Here is a 17,508-nt window from a genome sequence, read left to right on the forward strand (position 1 = left end):
CCCTTGTTCCGGCCACCGCGGAATGCGCGCAGCTCCGCACCACCTCGCCGTCGACCTCCACCCAGCACGTGTCGTATGTCTTGAGAGGCCCGAGGCCTTGTTGTAACAGACACGCGGCACTTCGATGCCGTGGCGAACAAGCACATCGACGAGGCGTTCGTCTTCCCCGATAAGGGAAGGGACACGGTCGACGACGATCGTGTGCGATGGCGTGGACATGTGCCATGTCTGGACACACGCGGCCACGTGCAGTGTATGACGCGCGGTGTTCGGCTTCACGTACCGCGCACGGCGCCGCAACTAGCGTGAACCCGTTATGCCGGGGCTCGAGGGAGATGGCACAAGTATTCCACCCGCGTTCCGGTCTCTACGCGAAGCTGGCGATGCTGGCGTTCGCCATGCTCCTCGCGGCGGCGATATTCGCATGGCGCAGCGTCACCGCCGAACCGGAAAGCGAAAGCGAGGCCGTGGAACAACCGGTGCCTTTCAGCCACCAACACCATGTGGGCGAAGTAGGTATCGACTGCCGCTATTGCCATGCCGGCGTGGAGACCGATGCCTTCGCCGGCATTCCGCCGGTATCGACGTGCATGACCTGCCATTCGCAACTTTTTACGGATCAGCCCCCACTCGCGCCGCTTGTGGAGAGCTGGCGCACCGGCGTGCCGCTGCGATGGAACCGTGTGTATGACCTTCCCGGCTTCGTGTACTTCGACCATTCCATTCACGTGGCGAAGGGCGTGGGCTGCGTGTCGTGCCACGGCCGTGTGGACCGCATGCCGCTGATGCGCCGCGTCGCACCGCTGTCGATGAAATGGTGCCTGGACTGCCATCGCCACCCGGAACGCTTCGTGCGGCCGCGCGAGGAAGCTTTCGCCATGGACGACCGGGAGCCAGGCGACGACGATGCGCTCGGCATGCACCTCGTGGATGCCTATCGCATCGATCGGCGGCGCCTCACGGACTGCTCGGTATGTCATCGATGAGCCCGGCCAACGCCCTGCGCGACGCCCTTCCGCCTCCCGGCTCGCCGCGCTTCTGGCGCGCGCTCGACGAACTCGCAGCGGACCCGGCAGGTCGTGGCCTGCTTGCCGCGGCGTGGCCGTCGCTTGCCGAGCTGGAGCCTGCGCTCGATCGCCGCGGATTCCTGCGCCTGCTTGGGGCGTCGCTCGCCTTCGCTGGCCTGGCGGCCTGTTCGGGCCCGCCGCCCGAGCACATCGTTCCGCAAGTGGGGCGCAATGGCCGCACGGTTCCACATTCGGCGCGCTATGCCACTGCCCTGGCCACCGGTGACGACGTGGTGGGTGTGGTCGTGACGCTGCGCGACGGACGGCCGGTGAAGGTCGACGGCAATCCGCGCCACCCGGCTGCGCTCGGCGGTAGCGACGCATGCATGCAGGCAGCCGTGCTCGATCTGTGGGACCCGGCGCGCTCCGATGCACTACGCCGCGATGGCACGCCGTCGAGCTGGGCCGCGTTCGAAAGCGAGGCTGCCGCGCTGCGCAGGCAGTTGGGGGAACGCGGCGAAGGCCTGCGCATTCTGAGCGGTACCGTCGTGTCACCCACCCTCGCGCGCCAGCGCGATGCGCTCCTTGCACGCTATCCGGCGGCCCGCTGGCACGTGCACGATCCGGCGCGGGGCCGGCCGGCCGATGTCTGGCCGGACCTTTCGAAGGCCCGGACCATCGTGACCCTGGATGCGGATCCGCTCGGCGGTTTTCCGGGCCACGTCCGCCATGCGCGCGACTTCGCGGCCATGCGCGGCGACATGAACGCGATGCCACGCCTCTACGCGATCGAACCCTCGCCATCCCTCACGGGCAGGAACGCCGATCACGCGTGGCCCGTTGCAGCCGGCGCGCTGCCGGCGATCGCTGCCGGCCTCGCAGCCGCACTCGGCGTGCATGCCGATGTGCCGAATCTCGATGCCCTCGCCCGCGAACGAATCGCCATGATCGCCGACGACCTGCGGACGAACGCGGGCGCATCGCTTGTTCTGGCAGGCCCATCCCAGCCGCCCGCCGTGCACGACCTCGTGCGCGCCATGAACGCCGTGCTCGGCAACGAGGGAACGACTGTGCGCAACGCGCCAGGCCACGACACGGCCCGGCCGTTCGGCGAACTCCTCGAAGACATGCGCGCCGGCCACGTCGGGACGCTGGTGCTTCTGGAAACCAATCCGGTCTACACGGCGCCCGGTTTCGCGGATGCCATGCGCACCGTGCCGCGGACTGTGCATCTGGGGCGTTATCGCGACGAAACCGCGGAAGCCGCGCAATGGCATCTTCCCGCGCTCCATCCGTTCGAAACCTGGTCCGACCTGCGTACACCGGACGGCGTGGCGAGCATCGTCCAACCCGTGCTTGCGCCCCTCGCGGATGCCCGTTCCGCGCATGACGTGCTCGATCTGCTCACGGGAGCCATGACGGACGACCCGGTGAAGCGGGTGCGGACAACGTGGCCGGAGCTCGACGACGACGCGTGGACCACGGCCCTGCGCGACGGCGTCGTTTCAAGGACCCCAGACGCTGCAGGAGCCGCCATGGCGGCTAGTGGTGCTGAACCGGGGCGAGATTTCCTCGCCGCCGTGGCGGCTCCTACAGGGGCGGATGCGTTGGAGCTCGTATTCCGCCCCGACGAGTATCTGTGGGACGGGCGCCACGCCGGCAACGCATGGCTACAGGAACTTCCGCGCCCGGTCACGTCGCTCACCTGGGGCAACGCCGCCTGGATCTCCCCTGCCCTCGCCGGGCAGCGCCACCTTCGCGACGGGGACATGGTGCGGCTCGCCGTCGGCGAACGGCACGTGGAGGCCCCGGTGCTCGTCGTGCCGGGACAGGCCGACAACAGCATTACCGTCACGTTCGGTTACGGACGCCGTTGCGGCATCGCCGACGGGCTCGGCTACGACGCCTATGCGCTGCGCGAAAGCGACGACACGTGGCATGTCCCCGGCGTGGAACTGACTCCGCTGAATCGACGCGCGACGCTCGCGTGCACGCAGACGCACCACGACATGGGCCGCCGCGACATCGTGCGCGCGGGAACCCCGGAGCATCCACCGCAGGGCGGCGGCAAGACACCGGTAAGCCTCTACCCCGAGGCGCCGGCGGGCGAGTACCGCTGGGGCATGAGCATCGACCTCAACGCATGCATCGGCTGCAATGCCTGCACCATTGCCTGTCAGGCGGAGAACAACATACCGGTGGTAGGCAAGGACGAAGTGGCCCGCGGGCGCCGCATGCACTGGATTCGCGTGGACCGTTACCACGAGGGCACCGCAACGGAGCCCCGCACGTATCACCAGCCGGTGCCCTGCATGCACTGCGAGCACGCCCCGTGCGAGGTCGTATGCCCTGTCGAAGCCACCGTGCACGACAGCGAGGGCCTGAATCTTCAGGTCTACAACCGCTGCGTCGGTACACGCTTCTGCTCCAACAACTGTCCATACAAGGTGCGCCGCTTCAACTTCCTCCAGTACGCGGACCTGGCCAGCGAAAGCCTGAAAGCCATGCGCAATCCCGAGGTGACGGTGCGCTACCGTGGCGTCATGGAGAAGTGTACCTACTGCGTGCAGCGGATCGAGCGCGCTCATATCGACGCCGATCGCGAGGGACGGCGCATCCATACCGACGAGGTGACCACGGCGTGTCAGGACGCCTGCCCGACACGCGCCATCGTCTTCGGCGATCTGGGCGACACCGCCAGCGAGGTGGCCGTCGCGCACCGCTCGCCGCGACGCTACGTACTGCTGGAGGAACTCAACACGCGGCCCCGCACTGCGTATCTCGGCGCCCTGCGCAACCCGAACCCGGCCTGGAGGGACGCATGACCGATCGCGAGCCCGCGCATACCGCCACGCCCGCGGAGGTGACCGACCTCGTAACCGGTCTCGTGCTCGCGCGTCCGGGTGGGCCGGTCTGGAAACTCGCCACCGGCGTGGCTTCGTTGCTGACGACCGTCCTTGTCGCCGCCATCGCCGTGCTGCTGGCACGTGGCGTGGGCATCTGGGGCGTGACGATGCCGGTGGCCTGGGGCTTCGCCATCGCGAATTACGTCTGGTGGATCGGCATCGGCATGGCCGGAACGTTCATTTCGGCCGCGCTCTACCTCACCCGCCAAGGGTGGCGCTCCGCGCTCAACCGCTTCGCCGAAGCCATGACCGTGTTCGCGCTGGCGGTGTCTGCCATCTTTCCGGTCCTGCACCTGGGGCGTCCCTGGTTCGCGTACTGGCTCGCACCCTACCCCGACCGGATGGGCCTCTGGCCGCAGTGGCGAAGTGCGCTGGTGTGGGACTTTTTCGCCCTCGGCGCGTACGTGATCGTGTCGGTGATCTACTTCTATGTGGGCCTCGTACCCGACTTCGCAGCCGTGCGTGACCGTGCCCGGTCTCGCGGCCGGCAAGTGTTCTACGGCGTACTCGCGATGGGCTGGCGCGGCGAGGCGCTGGAATGGGAAAGGCATGCCACGCTGACGCGGATACTCGCAGGCCTGGCGGTACCGCTCGTGTTCTCGGTGCACAGCATGGTGGCGCTGGACTTTTCCGAGGGCCTGCTGCCGGGTTGGCACTCGACGATCTTCCCGCCGTTCTTCGTCGCGGGCGCGCTGTTCTCGGGCGCCGCGATGGTCATCTTGCTGGCGGTGATCCTGCGCCGCGCGTACCCGTTGCGCGAGTTCGTCACGGACGGGCACCTGGACAAGCTGGCGAAGATGATGCTCGCCGTCGGCTGGGTGGTCACCTATGGCTACGCTGCCGAGATCTTCACCGCGTTCTACGGCGGCGATCCTTACGAGGTGGCCATGCAGCGACATCGCCTGCAAGGTGCGTACGCGTGGGTGTTCTGGACCACCATCGCCTGCAACAGCGTCTCCATCCAGGCGCTGTGGTGGCCGCGCGTGCGCACGAACCCGGCTGCCCTCGTCGCCATTTCGCTGCTCGTGCTGGCCGGCATGTGGCTGGAGCGCTTCATGCTCATCGTCACGAGCCTTTATCGGGATTTCCTGCCGTCGAGCTGGGGCATGTTCTATCCCACGATCTGGGACGGCGCCTTCCTGGCGGGGTCGATCGGGCTGTTCGCGCTGCTGTTCCTCATCTTCGTGCGTGTCGTGCCGGTGCTGTCCATCGCCGAACTGCGCCGGCATGCGGCCGAACGCGTGGACAGGCGGCCATGAGCGTACACGGCCGCCTCATGCAGGTACGCGACGCGCATGCCCTCGCCGGGGCGATCGATGCGCTGCACGGTCTCGGCTACACCCGCATCGAGGCGTTCTCGCCCTATGCCGTGGACGGACTGGTGGAGAAGCTCGGGCCGCCGCCCAAACGTATTCCGCTTGCCGCGCTGGTGGGCGGGCTGGCCGGCGGCATCGGCATGCTGTGGCTCCAATATCACTCCGCCGCGGTCGACTACCCATTGAACGTGGGCGGCCGGCCCGCGGCGAGCTGGCCGGCCTTCCTGCCGCCGGCTGTCGAGGTGACGATCCTCCTGGCCGTGCTTGCGGGATACGTGGTCTACCTGGCAAGCAGCCGGCTACCGAAGCTCTACCGGCCGGAATTCAACGTGGAATGGTTCGAGGAAGCCAGCCGCGACGGATTCCTGCTGCTGATCCGCGCGGACGATCCGCGCTGGGAAGCGCGCCAGGTGGCCGAGGATGTCGCGGCCCTGGAACCCATGCGCCATGCGGAGGTGCCGGCATGAAGCGACAGGCGATCCTCGCAGCGCTCTGCCTGCTGGCCGGCTGCGAGCGCGGCATGCACCAGATGTACGACCAGCCGCGTTACGAGCGCGGCGACGAAGCGCCGCTGTTCGCCGACGGGGTCGCCGAGCGGCAAGCGCCGCCCGGCAGCGTCGCCACGACCGGCGCAGAAGCGATGCCAGAACCGCCGGCCATCACCGAAGCCTTGCTCGAGCGCGGACGCGAGCGCTACACCATCTACTGCACACCCTGCCACGGGGCCGGCGGCGATGGGGACGGCATGGTGGTGCAGCGAGGTTTTCCGCGGCCGCCCAGCTACCACGTAAAGCGGCTGCGCGATGCCGACGACCGGCACATCTACGACGTGATCACCCATGGCTGGGGCGTCATGTATCCGTACGCCGACCGCGTGTCGCCGGCCGACAGGCAAGCCATCGTCGCTTACATCCGCGCGTTGCAGTTCAGCCGCCACGCGCCCGTCGATCGCCTGGAGGCTGCGGACCTCGCGCGCCTGCGCGACCTCCCCGATGCCGGAGGCCGGCGGTGATCCTGCATGCCTATCTCGCGGCGTGGCTGTTGTTTACCGGCGCAAGCGTGGGCGGTATCGCATGGCAGGCCATCCATCGCCTTACGGGAGGCGCCTGGGGCGACGACCTCGCCTCCCGCTGGGGACGCCTGCGCCGCCTGCTGCCCCTGGCGGCGCTTGCCGCCGTGCCCCTCCTACTGGACGGACACCACCTCTTTCCATGGATGGACGAGCCGGTGGAAGAAGCGCGGTGGTGGTACCTCGACCACACCTACCTCGTCTGGCGGACGGTCGGCTGCTTCCTCGCGTGGGCGGCGGCATGGTGGCTGCTCGCCCGGGCCGCGGCGGCGAGCCTGATCCTTTGGCTGTTCGCGTGCGGCGTGTTTGCAAACGACTGGATGGTGTCGCTCACGCCCGAGTGGCGTTCGTCGGTCATGGGACTGGTCGTCGCAACCGGGCATCTGGCGACGGGATTTGCCGCATCGCTGCTCATGCGCGCACCCGGCGCTCCCGATGCGACGGACCAGACGCGACGCGACCAGTCGTCGCTGCTTCTGGCAACGTCTCTGGGCTGGGTCTACCTCGTCGGCATCGACTACCTCACGGCATGGATGGCCGACCTTCCCTATGAGACCGCCTGGTACCTGCCGCGCACGGAAGGTGTCCCGGGCATGCTTGGGCTCGCGGCGCTTGCTGCGCAGGGATTCGTGCCGTTCCTTCTGCTCCTGACGCGGCAGGCGAAAGGACGGCCCTTCGTATTGCGCGCGGCCGCCTGGTCCGTGCTCCTTGGCCAGGCGTGTCACGTGGCATGGATGGTGATGCCATGAGCCACGAAGCGCAGAATCTCGCCAGCGGCCGCCTGGCACGCCTTGCGGCGATCCTCGCCGGCTCGACCGTCGCGGTGCTCGTTATCTGTTTCGTGCTCTGGCGTGCGTGGATCTCCGTATCCGCACCGGCCCCCCGACCGGACGAGCCAAGACTGCAGGCGGAACCGCGGCGCGCTCTCGAACAGTTCCGCCGCCGGCAACGAAACGAGGATCGGTGGAGTTGGGTCGACCGCGAGCACGGTATAGCGCGCATCCCCGTGGAAAGGGCCATGCAACTGATGGCAAAAGAAGGGAGGCGCGAACGATGAGCGGGCTCCCCAGCAAAGGGCGCTGGCAAAGCGGCCTCGGTCGGGGGCGGCCCCCGCGCCTGGTCGCCCGCCTCGCAGCGCTCGCTTTCGTGACCTGCACGGCGGCTTTCGCCGGCGTCCCACCGCCGCCAGACCTCGATGCGCGTGCCGGTTTCGATCAGCACATCGGCGCAGCGGTGCCGATGAACGCACCGCTGACCGATGCGGACGGCCGCGCGACCTCGCTCGCGGCCATTACGGACGGCAAGCCGCTGCTCCTGGCATTCGGTTACTACCGCTGCCCCAATCTCTGCGACCTCACCCTGCACGCCATCGCCTCGGCCGCGGCCGGTCTGCCGTTGCGCGCCGGCCACGACTACGCCGTGACCTTCGTGAGCATCGCGACGGAAGAAACGGCAGCCGATGCGCGGGAAGCCCGCGAGATGCTCGTACGCATGTCGCCGCGTGGACACGCGGAGGATTGGCACTGGACGACGGCCGGACCGAAGTCGGTCGCCGCGCTCACTCGCGCCACCGGATTCCGGTACTTCAAGGACCCGCGCGACGGGCAATACGTGCATCCCGCCGGCATCGTCATCGTATCGCCGGACGGACGCGTGACGCAGTACTTCTTCGGCGTGGATTACGACACACACGCCCTGAGGCTCGCGCTGATCGACGCGTCGAAGGGGCGCCTCGGGACCGTCATCGACCGCCTCGTGCTGCTGTGCTGTGGCTACGATCCTTCCACCGGTCGTTACAGCCTGCTCGTGTCGCGCATCATGATCGCGCTGGGCTGCGCCTTCCTGCTCGCCATGGCCTTCGGTGCCCTGTGGCTGCGTCGGAGGACGCCATGAACTTTCTGCCCGAAGCGTCTGGATTCGCCCCGCGAATCGACGGTCTGTTCTACGCGATGCTTGGCCTGTCGGCCCTTGTCGTCGTGGCCGTGTTCACCACGATGCTGGTGTTCGCCATACGCTTCCGCCGTGGCAGGAACGTCGACCGTAGCGGCGAATCGCATCGCGACCTCGGCATCGAACTGACCTGGACCCTGATTCCCTTCGCGCTGTTCGTCGGCATCTTCGCATGGAGCATCCGCCTCTGGATCGACATGCGCACGCCACCGGGCGACGCCACGACGATCCATGTCGTCGGCAAGCAATGGATGTGGGAGTTCGAACATCTTGACGGGCAGCGGGAGATCGACACGCTGCACCTCGCCACCGGGCAGCCGGTGCGTCTGGTGATGATCTCGCAAGACGTGATCCACGACGTTTCCATACCGGCCTTTCGCGTGAAGCAGGACGTGCTCCCCGGGCGCTACACGCAGATGTGGTTCACCCCTACCCGCCCGGGCACCTACAATCTGTTCTGCGCCGAATACTGCGGAACGGACCACTCGCGCATGGGCGGCGCGGTGATCGTGCAGACACCGCAGGACCACGCGAGGTGGCTCGCAAGCCATGCCACCGGGTCGCTGGCCGAGCAGGGCCGCGCCCTGTTCACCCGCTACGGCTGCGCGGGTTGCCACGATGCCCGCTCGTCGGTGCACGCGCCGCGGCTGGATGGTCTCTACGGCAGCACCGTGCCCCTGGCCGACGGCCGGCAGGTGCTGGCCGACGAGCGCTACCTGCACGACTCCATCACCTTGCCGGGTAGCGAAGTTGCCGCCGGCTACGCGCCCGTGATGCCCAGTTACAAGGACCGCATCGACGAAGCCGACATTCTCGCGCTCGTCGCCTACCTCAAGGTCCGTGGCACGGACCGGGAGACCCCGCATGCTTCCCGCTGAACAAGCCGCACCCAGTTATCTCACGGACGGCAACACGCTCAGGTCCTGGCTGGCGACACACGACCACAAGCGCATCGCCATTCTCTATGCGGTTTCCATCACGTTCTTCTTTTTCCTCGGCGGTATCGCGGCCGCACTGATCCGGTTGGAGTTGGCCACGCCCGCTGGCGACCTGATGAGCGCGGACACTTACAACAAGACCTTCACCTTCCACGGCGTGGTGATGGTCTGGTTCTTCCTGATTCCGTCGATTCCGAACACCCTCGGTAACTTCCTCCTGCCCATCATGATCGGTGCGCGCGATGTCGCATTCCCCCGGCTGAACCTCTTCAGCTGGTACCTGTACGTGGCGGGCGGCATTTTCACGGTGGCCTGCCTCCTTCTCGGCGGCGTGGATACCGGCTGGACCTTCTACACGCCGTTTTCCACCATGTTCTCGAACTCGAACGTGATGTTGACCGTGGTGGGTGTCTTCATCGTCGGATTCTCATCCATTCTTACCGGACTCAACTTCATCGTGACGATCCACACCATGCGCACCACCGGCATGACGTGGTTCCGCCTGCCGCTTTTCGTGTGGTCGATGTACGGGGTGTCACTGGTGATGTTGCTGGCGACGCCGGTGCTGGCCATGACCCTGGCCCTGATCGCCGCGGAACGGCTGCTTGGCGTGGGCATTTTCGATCCGGCCCTGGGTGGCGATCCGCTGCTGTTCCAGCACTTCTTCTGGTTCTACTCGCACCCGGCGGTCTACATCATGGTGCTTCCAGCCATGGGCGTCGTCAGCGAACTGATCACGGCCGGCGTACGGCGCAGGATCTTCGGCTACCGCTTCATGGTCTATTCGATCATCGGCATCGCGGTCATCGGTTTCCTCGTGTGGGGCCACCACATGTTCGTGGCCGGGCAGTCGATGTACGCTAGCATCGTCTTCTCGATCTTAAGTTTCATCATCGCCGTGCCTTCGGCGATCAAGGTGTTCAACTGGACAGCCACCCTCTACAAGGGCGACATCGCCTTCGGCGCGCCCATGATCTACGCGCTCGGTTTCGTGGGGCTGTTCATGCTCGGTGGCCTCACCGGCCTCTTCCTCGCGGCGACCGCGCTCGATGTGAACCTCACCGACACCTACTTCGTGGTGGCCCACTTCCACTACATCATGGTCGGCGGCTCGGTCATGGCCTACCTCGGTGGGATCCACTTCTGGTGGCCCAAGATCACCGGCCGCATGTTCTCGGAAGCCTGGGCGCGCTTCGCGGCCATCCTCATGTTCCTCGGCTTCAACCTCACCTTCTTCCCGCAATTCCTGGCCGGCGCGGAAGGCATGCCGAGACGTTATCACCAGTACCCCGCCGAGTACGGCCTGCTCAATATCCTGTCCTCGGCCGGGGCCGTGCTCCTCGCGGCGTCGTATCTCCTGCCCATCGGCTACTTCCTGTGGTCGCTGCGCTTCGGCGAACGGGCGGGGAATGACCCATGGGGCGCCGAGGGCCTGGAATGGACAACCTCTTCGCCTCCGCCAACGCACAATTTCGAGGCGCCACCCGTCGTGACCGAAGGGCCCTACGCGTACACGCACCCATGAACGCTCACGCCCCCCATACCGCCGAGCAATTCGACGACGCCGCGCAGCAGCGCGACGCGGCGACGCTCGGCATGTGGGCCTTTCTTGCGACCGAGGTACTGTTCTTCGGCGTACTCTTCGCCGCGTACACCGTCTGCCGCGTGATCTGGCCGGATGCCTTCGCCTCCGCCAGCCGCCACACCGACCTGACGCTCGGCGGCTTGGAAACGGCGATACTGCTCACCAGCAGCTTCACCGTGGCGCTGGCGGTTCGCGACGTGCAGCTTGGCGGCAGGCGGCTCGCAACCGGCTTGCTTTGCGGCACGGCCGTTCTCGGCCTCGTCTTTCTCGCGATCCACGGCTTCGAGTACTACCACGACTACAAGGCGGCGGTGATTCCGGGCATCCGTTACGAAGAGGTCGGGGGCTTTGCCGCGCAGGAGCGCCTGTTCTTCTTCCTTTATTACGTCACTACAGGTTTCCATGCGCTGCACGTTTCCGTCGGCGTGGTGGTTCTCCTCACCATGGCGCTTCGCACGCACCGCGCGGCGTTCGGCCCCGGCTACCACACGCCACTGGAGGTGTCCGCTCTTTACTGGCACCTGGTCGACATCGTGTGGATCTTCGTCTTTCCGCTGTACTACCAGGTAGGCCGGGCATGAGCGAACGGCCACCCTCGCTGATTGCGCATGTCGCCGCACTGGCCGCACTGGCGGTGCTGCTTCTGCTGAGCATCGTCGTGTCGCGCATACACCTCGGCACATGGAACACCGTGGCCGGCCCCGGCATCGCAGCCGCCAAAGCGGCCATCGTGGTGTTCTTCTTCATGAAGCTGCGCCGAAGCAAACCGGCCATTCACTTCGCGGCCTGCTTCGGCGTGGCCTGGCTCACGATCATGATCGTCCTGACGCTGGGGGATTTCCTCACGAGGTTGCCGGTGCTCGTCAAATAAATGGACCCATGCATGGGCCTGGCGCTTTGATCCCGGCTGCACGCCTCATTCATCCCCATGGTGCGACACCTTGGCGACCACGCGCACAGCGCGGCTACCAAGGAGTGACCCATGATTCGCATGCATCGCCGTTTCCTCGTCGCCGCCCTGGCGGCTGCCGTCCTCTCCCCTGCCGCTGCCTTCGCCCAGGACTCCGCCGCTTCCGGGTCGTCCAAGATCGCCGCATCGACCGATACCGAGTTCGTGCGCAAGGCCAGCGCCTCGGGCCTGGCCGAAGTGGCGCTCGGCCAGCTCGGCGCGTCACAGGGCAGCTCGGCTGCCACCAAGTCCTTTGGCGAGCGCATGGTGAAGGACCATACGGCCGCCAACGAAGAACTGAAGACCATCGCCAGCAGCAAGAACCTGACCGTCTCGCCCGCCCCGATGCCGGCCGACAAGGAGACGGCCGACGCGATGAGCAAGAAGTCGGGCGATGCCTTCGACAAGGCGTTCGCCAAGAAGATGGTGGCCGACCACCAGAAGGCCGTGGCGTTGTTCACCAAGGAATCGACCAGCGGCAAGGACCCGGAATTGAAGGCCTTCGCCACGAAGACCCTCCCGACGCTCAAGGAGCACCTGGAGATGGCGAAGAAGCTGCCGGGCGGTTCCGGTTCGAGCGCGATGACAGGCGACGGCCACTAAGCTCACACGATTGTCCCGGCTTTGCCGGGACTGACGATCTTTAACAACCGGGCGTGCTCGCGTGTGGCTAACCTCAGCTTCTGCCACCGGCTGTCGTCGCAGCCGCGGAGGGATTCGCCATGCTCACCGTCGTGCAAGCATTCGACCGCCAACCCATCGCGGAACTACCCACGGACGATGCCGCGGCGCTCGAGCGAAAGCTGGCGACGGCGTACCGTCTCTCGCGCGAGCGCGCCACCTGGCTGAAGCCCCACCAGCGGATCGCGGTGCTGCACGCGCTCGCCGCACTGATGGAAAGCAGACGGGAACAGCTTGCCCGGCAGATCGCGCGCGAAGGCGGCAAGCCGTACACAGACGCCATGGTGGAGACGGGACGTGCGATCGACGGCGTGCGCATCGCCGCCGAGACCTTGCGCACGCGCGCGGGGCAGGAGATCCCGATGGGTATCACGCCGTCGAGCGAGAACCGCCGCGCATGGACCGTCAACGAACCCATCGGCGTGGTCGCGGCCATCTCGGCCTTCAATCATCCGCTCAATCTGATCGTGCACCAGGTCGCCCCAGCCGTTGCCACGGGATGCCCGATCGTCATCAAGCCGGCCACCGCAACCCCGATGAGTTGCCTGGACCTCGTGCAGATGGTGCAGGAAGCCGGCATGCCGGAAGGCTGGGTGCAGTCGTTCCTCCCCGAATCGCGCGAACTGGCCGAAGCCTTCGTGACGGACCCGCGCGTGTCCTTCCTGAGCTTCATCGGCTCGGCGAGCGTCGGCTGGCGCTTGCGTTCGAAGCTCGCCCCCGGCGCGCGTTGCGCCCTCGAACACGGCGGCGTCGCCCCGGTGATCGTCGACCGGAGCGCCGACCTCGACCGGTTGATCGAGCCCATGGCCAAGGGCGGCTACTACCATGCCGGCCAGGTCTGCGTTTCGGTGCAGCGGATCTATGTGCATGCAAGCCTGCAGACGGAGTTTTCCGAGCGGTTCGCTCGTCGCGTCCAGGCCCTCCGCACCGGCGACCCGCTGCTGGCCGAGACCGAGGTCGGCCCGCTCATCACGCCGAAGGAGGCCGACCGCGTGCAGGCGTGGATCGATGAAGCGGTGGCCGCAGGGGCCCGCCCCATCGGCGGCGGACGGCTGAGCGAAACGACGCTTTACCCGACTGTCCTGTTGAACCCGCCGAAGGATGCAAAGGTATCCACGCAGGAGGTTTTCGGACCGCTTACCTGCGTCTATGGCTTCGACACGCTGGACCAGGCCATCCAGGAAGCCAACGCGCTGCCGGAAGCCTTCCAGTCGAGCATCTTCACCAACGACCTGTCGTCGGCGTTCCGCGCGGCGGAACGGCTGGATGCCTCGGCGGTGATGGTCAACGATCACACGGCGTTCCGCGTCGACTGGATGCCCTTCGCCGGGCGGCGCGTCTCCGGGCACGGCGTCGGAGGCATTCCGTACACGATGGAAGAGATGACCTCGGAGAAGATGATTGTCTTCCGCGCGGGCTGACGGCGGAAAAGATTCACCAAGGTTTTTCATGGCGGCGCCGCTAGACTGCGGTGAATGCTTGCGTCCGCAAACTCCCGCATCTGGCCCCTGCTGCTGGCGGCGTTCGCTCTGGCCTGCTCCACCGTGGCCGGTGCCGAGGGTGGAGGCGCCCTGCAGCCGGGCAACTTCGTGCACCAGGCGTGGACCACAGGAGAGGGCGCTCCGCCGGCCACTATCGCGCTAGCCCAAGCACCCGACGGATATCTCTGGCTTGGCACCGGCACGGGTCTGTATCGGTTCGACGGCGTGACCTTCTCGCGCTACCAGCCTCCTCCCGGGAAGCACCTGCCGTCGGCCAATATCACCGCGCTGAAGTTCACGACAGGGGGTGCGCTGTGGGTGGGCTTCTACGATGGGGGTGCCGCATGCATCCAGGATGGGAAGCTGCGTGCGTATGAGGTGGGCGATGGGTTTCCCCCGGGATGGGTGCTCGCCTTCGCGGAGAGACCCGACCGCAGCATCTGGGCGGCGACCAGCCAGGGGCTCGGCCGCTTCGACGGCACGCGCTGGGTGAAGGTGGGCACCGACTGGGGATATACCGCGGATCGAGCGGACTGGGTGCTGTCCGACGCGAGCGGCACGCTGTGGGTCGCGGCGATCAACCGGTTGCTGTACCTGCCGCGCGGCGCGACGCACTTCAAGGCCACGAATGTGGCGCTCGCGCCGGGTGCCACGCTCGCCGTCGATCCGACGGGCACGCTATGGGCCTCCGACCGGCTGCATGGCACGCGCCCGTTGCGCGGCCTCACGGCGGAACATCCCAGGATCGACGGTGTAGCTACCCTGCCCGTCACCGATGCGCACGGCGCGCTGCGGATGGCCTTCGACCGGGACGGCGGTCTGTGGGCGACCGGGCTCGGCACCGGGAAGGTATTCCATGTGCCCTCCCCGGAGCAGATCGGCGCATCCGACATCGTCACCGACGATGCGGTAGGCGCCGTTTTCTCGGCGCCCCAGGGGCTCACCTCGAACAGCGCCACGCCCGTCATCGTCGATCGCGAAGGCAACGCCTGGGTGGGCACGGCATCGGGTATCGACAGTTACCACCACGGGCCGGTGGGAACGGTGCGCGATTTCGGTCCGGACACACGCCTGCGCACGAGCGTGGCGCGCGATCCACAGGGGAGACTCTGGCTGTCGAAGCTTGGCACGGTCTACCGGCTGGACGGCGAGCATCTCGTCACGGTGCTCGACGGCCTGCCGGACATTCTTAGCATTCTTTTCGACGCCGACGGGACACTCTGGGTGGCCGGGTTCCACGACCTTTACCGTTACCGCGACAACCGGCTCGAAACCGTCGCCTTGCCGAACAATCTCTACGCATCGAGGCTGAAATTCCTCTCCCCCGGAAAGCCGGGTGAGTTGTGGGGATCGATCGAAGGCATGGGTGTATACCGGTTTCGCAACGACCGTTGGGAGGCATGGAAACCGAAGACGGACCATGTGAAAGGCTATCCGACCACGGGCGCCATGGATGCCGATACGACGCTCTGGCTCGGCTACGCGGGCGGCGAAGTGCTGCGTGTGGACAAGGACGGTCGCGAAACCGTTTTCGACCAGCACAACGGTCTGGATATCGGCAGTCTTACGACGATGTTCCCGAGCGCCCGGGGCATGTTGTTCGGCGGAAGTACCGGCGTTGCCCGCCATGCCGACGGGGTCATGCGATCGCTGACCGATCGCGATTTCCCGGCACTCGTGGGAATCACCGGCATCGTGGAGGTCGCCAACGGCGACGTGTGGATGAATGGCGGCCTCGGCGCGATCCGATTCTCCGCCGACGAACTGGAGAAGGCGTTCTCCGACCTCCGCTACCGCCCCCAGATCGGACCTTTCGATTTCCGCGATGGCGTCAAAGGCATCGCGAGGCAAGGCCAGCCTGTGCCAAGCATGCAACGCGACGACAGCGGCAGGGTCTGGTTCGTGACGAACGAGGGGCTCTACTGGCTGGACGCATCGGTGCAGCGCGGGAATACGCAGGTTCCACCCGTCTATGTGACCGCCGTGCATGCGGACGGCCGTGTGTTCGACCCTGCCGGAAGCGTACGCCTGTCGGCAGGCGACGACTCCCTGCAGATCGATTACACGGCGGTAAGCCTGACCTCGCCCTCCCGCGTGCGCTTCCGCTATCGCATGGACGGTGCAAACCAGAACTGGGTCGATGCGGGCACGCGCCGCCAGGCGTATTACACGAGCCTTGCACCGGGCACGTACCGCTTCACCGTCATCGCCGCGAACGAGGACGACGTCTGGAACGAACGCGGCGCATCCGTCACCATCGACATCCCGCCACGCTTCTACCAGTCGTGGTGGTTCATGACGCTCGAAGGGCTCGTCGTGCTTGCACTGGCCGGCGCGGTGTATGCCTGGCGCATCCGCAGCGTATCGCGAAGCGTGCGCCTGCGTTCGGAGGCACGGCACGAAGAACGCGAGCGCATCGCGCGCGAACTGCACGACACGTTGCTGCAGGCCATCTACGGGATCATGCTTCGCTTCCAGGCCGTCGCTTCCGCCATACCCAAGGACGACCCGATGAAGGAAGGCATCGAGGGCACGCTGAAGGTGGCGAACGACTTCATCGTCGAAGGCCGCGACAAGGTGCGCGAGCTGCGCACGAACATCACTTCGCTACGCAAGCTGGGCTCGACCATCGACGAGCTTGCACGCCTCATGCAAAAGGCTTCCCCGATCGTCATGACGACCGATGTTCGCGTGGACGATCAGGAGATGGATCCGGCCGTGGGCGAAGACATTCTCGCGATATGCCGCGAGGCCCTCGTCAACGTGTTCCGCCATGCCGGCGCGCAGCACGTCGCCGTGCGGCTCGTCACCACGCGCCGGAACCTGGAGCTGACCGTCGCGGACGATGGCAAGGGCATGCCGGCCGGTCCGGGCGCCGATGTGTCGGGGAGCGAGCAATGGGGTCTGTCCGGCATGCGCGAACGCGCCGCCGCGATGGGCGCCACCCTCTGCATCGGTTCGCCGGGCCGGGGAACGACCGTGTCGCTCGCGGTGCCGCTGAACCGCCTGCGCCGCCGCAACGATCATCGCGGTCGCCCCTAGATGCAGGCGCTTACCCAGCGCCAGGATGCGAGCAATTTCGTCACTTCCCTACGCACACGTTGCCTGGCTTCGCGCGGGTACTGCGCCACGATGACGTACACCGCCTCGCCGTGCCGACGGACGTGTTCGTGCACGTCCATGGCCACGCCTTGCCTGGCCATCGGATAGGTCGTCCAGGTCGTCCCCGCAACCGTGCGTCGCGCCGGATTGCCCGCTTTCCAACCCAGGGCCTGGTAATAGCGGTGCGTGTGGGGCAGGACGTCGGCACGGCGCGGGTAGCCCGCGCCGATATCGATGGCGATGCACGCCGGGCCCGGGCACGGGCCGCCCAGTTCCATGGCGATGCCGGTACCGTCGGCGCGGGGAACGACCCGGGACACATCGGCCGGCTGTATCACTCGGTAGCAGAACCTCGGGTTCACGTATTCGTCGTTCGCGCGCACGCCGCCGGCCACGAGCAACAGCAAACCCATGACCTTCGCGCTGCGCATGGCAAGGCCTCACCCGTGTGGCAGGAGCCGGAGGCCCAAGCGTGAGCGTCCGCACGATTCCGCGCAAGACTTAACACGCCTTCCCGACCTTTT

General features: G+C 66.7%; 16 protein-coding genes. 15 read left to right on the forward strand and 1 reads right to left on the reverse strand.

Going from position 1 to position 17,508, the window contains the following annotated elements; translation table 11 throughout:
• Positions 1-335: 335 nt before the first annotated feature.
• From HBF26_RS16330 to HBF26_RS16400, 15 genes are all read left to right on the forward strand, one after another.
• A complete protein-coding gene (locus HBF26_RS16330; protein WP_167128901.1) occupies positions 336-986 on the forward strand; it encodes a cytochrome c3 family protein in 651 nt (216 codons plus the stop codon).
• Positions 974-3,832 carry a TAT-variant-translocated molybdopterin oxidoreductase gene (locus HBF26_RS16335; RefSeq protein WP_205287663.1) on the forward strand — a complete coding sequence of 953 codons (2,859 nt, stop codon included), beginning with the start codon at positions 974-976 and terminating at the stop codon, positions 3,830-3,832. Before HBF26_RS16330 ends, HBF26_RS16335 begins: the two co-directional genes overlap by 13 nt.
• On the forward strand, positions 3,829-5,172 hold the full coding sequence (gene nrfD / locus HBF26_RS16340) for an NrfD/PsrC family molybdoenzyme membrane anchor subunit (protein ID WP_167128904.1): 1,344 nt from the start codon (positions 3,829-3,831) through the stop codon (positions 5,170-5,172). The genes HBF26_RS16335 and nrfD overlap by 4 nt, the downstream gene beginning before the upstream one ends.
• Positions 5,169-5,696, forward strand: a complete 528-nt coding sequence (locus HBF26_RS16345) for a DUF3341 domain-containing protein (protein WP_167128907.1) — start codon at positions 5,169-5,171, stop codon at positions 5,694-5,696. The genes nrfD and HBF26_RS16345 overlap by 4 nt, the downstream gene beginning before the upstream one ends.
• The gene (locus tag HBF26_RS16350) at positions 5,693-6,241 is read left to right on the forward strand and encodes a c-type cytochrome (RefSeq protein ID WP_167128910.1); all 549 of its coding nucleotides are present in this window, start codon (positions 5,693-5,695) and stop codon (positions 6,239-6,241) included. The genes HBF26_RS16345 and HBF26_RS16350 overlap by 4 nt, the downstream gene beginning before the upstream one ends.
• Positions 6,238-7,047 carry a hypothetical protein gene (locus HBF26_RS16355; protein WP_167128913.1) on the forward strand — a complete coding sequence of 270 codons (810 nt, stop codon included), beginning with the start codon at positions 6,238-6,240 and terminating at the stop codon, positions 7,045-7,047. The genes HBF26_RS16350 and HBF26_RS16355 overlap by 4 nt, the downstream gene beginning before the upstream one ends.
• Positions 7,044-7,355: a hypothetical protein gene (locus HBF26_RS16360; protein WP_167128916.1), complete on the forward strand. Its 312-nt coding sequence runs from the start codon at positions 7,044-7,046 to the stop codon at positions 7,353-7,355. Before HBF26_RS16355 ends, HBF26_RS16360 begins: the two co-directional genes overlap by 4 nt.
• Complete coding sequence (locus HBF26_RS16365; RefSeq protein WP_167128919.1) at positions 7,352-8,191, forward strand: SCO family protein; 840 nt, start codon at positions 7,352-7,354, stop codon at positions 8,189-8,191. The genes HBF26_RS16360 and HBF26_RS16365 overlap by 4 nt, the downstream gene beginning before the upstream one ends.
• A complete protein-coding gene (gene coxB / locus HBF26_RS16370; RefSeq protein ID WP_167128922.1) occupies positions 8,188-9,126 on the forward strand; it encodes a cytochrome c oxidase subunit II in 939 nt (312 codons plus the stop codon). The genes HBF26_RS16365 and coxB overlap by 4 nt, the downstream gene beginning before the upstream one ends.
• Complete coding sequence (gene ctaD, locus HBF26_RS16375) at positions 9,113-10,711, forward strand: cytochrome c oxidase subunit I (protein WP_167128925.1); 1,599 nt, start codon at positions 9,113-9,115, stop codon at positions 10,709-10,711. The genes coxB and ctaD overlap by 14 nt, the downstream gene beginning before the upstream one ends.
• Positions 10,708-11,352: a cytochrome c oxidase subunit 3 family protein gene (locus HBF26_RS16380; RefSeq protein ID WP_167128928.1), complete on the forward strand. Its 645-nt coding sequence runs from the start codon at positions 10,708-10,710 to the stop codon at positions 11,350-11,352. Before ctaD ends, HBF26_RS16380 begins: the two co-directional genes overlap by 4 nt.
• Positions 11,349-11,642 (forward strand): cytochrome C oxidase subunit IV family protein, encoded by a 294-nt coding sequence (locus HBF26_RS16385; RefSeq protein WP_167128931.1) that lies wholly within the window; start codon positions 11,349-11,351, stop codon positions 11,640-11,642. Before HBF26_RS16380 ends, HBF26_RS16385 begins: the two co-directional genes overlap by 4 nt.
• Positions 11,643-11,753: 111 nt before the next feature.
• A complete protein-coding gene (locus HBF26_RS16390; RefSeq protein WP_205287664.1) occupies positions 11,754-12,323 on the forward strand; it encodes a DUF4142 domain-containing protein in 570 nt (189 codons plus the stop codon).
• A gap of 119 nt (positions 12,324-12,442) precedes the next feature.
• Positions 12,443-13,822, forward strand: coding sequence for an aldehyde dehydrogenase family protein (locus HBF26_RS16395; RefSeq protein WP_167128934.1), 1,380 nt, complete (start codon positions 12,443-12,445; stop codon positions 13,820-13,822).
• A gap of 54 nt (positions 13,823-13,876) precedes the next feature.
• Positions 13,877-16,924 carry a sensor histidine kinase gene (locus HBF26_RS16400; protein ID WP_167128937.1) on the forward strand — a complete coding sequence of 1,016 codons (3,048 nt, stop codon included), beginning with the start codon at positions 13,877-13,879 and terminating at the stop codon, positions 16,922-16,924.
• Here the strand turns inward: HBF26_RS16400 and HBF26_RS16405 are convergent.
• On the reverse strand, positions 16,921-17,415 hold the full coding sequence (locus HBF26_RS16405) for a hypothetical protein (RefSeq protein ID WP_167128940.1): 495 nt from the start codon (positions 17,413-17,415) through the stop codon (positions 16,921-16,923). The two genes, HBF26_RS16400 and HBF26_RS16405, sit on opposite strands and share 4 nt — an antisense overlap.
• Positions 17,416-17,508: the final 93 nt, after the last annotated feature.

The sequence above is a fragment of the Luteibacter jiangsuensis genome (assembly GCF_011742555.1).
Classification (GTDB): Bacteria; Pseudomonadota; Gammaproteobacteria; order Xanthomonadales; family Rhodanobacteraceae; genus Luteibacter; species Luteibacter jiangsuensis.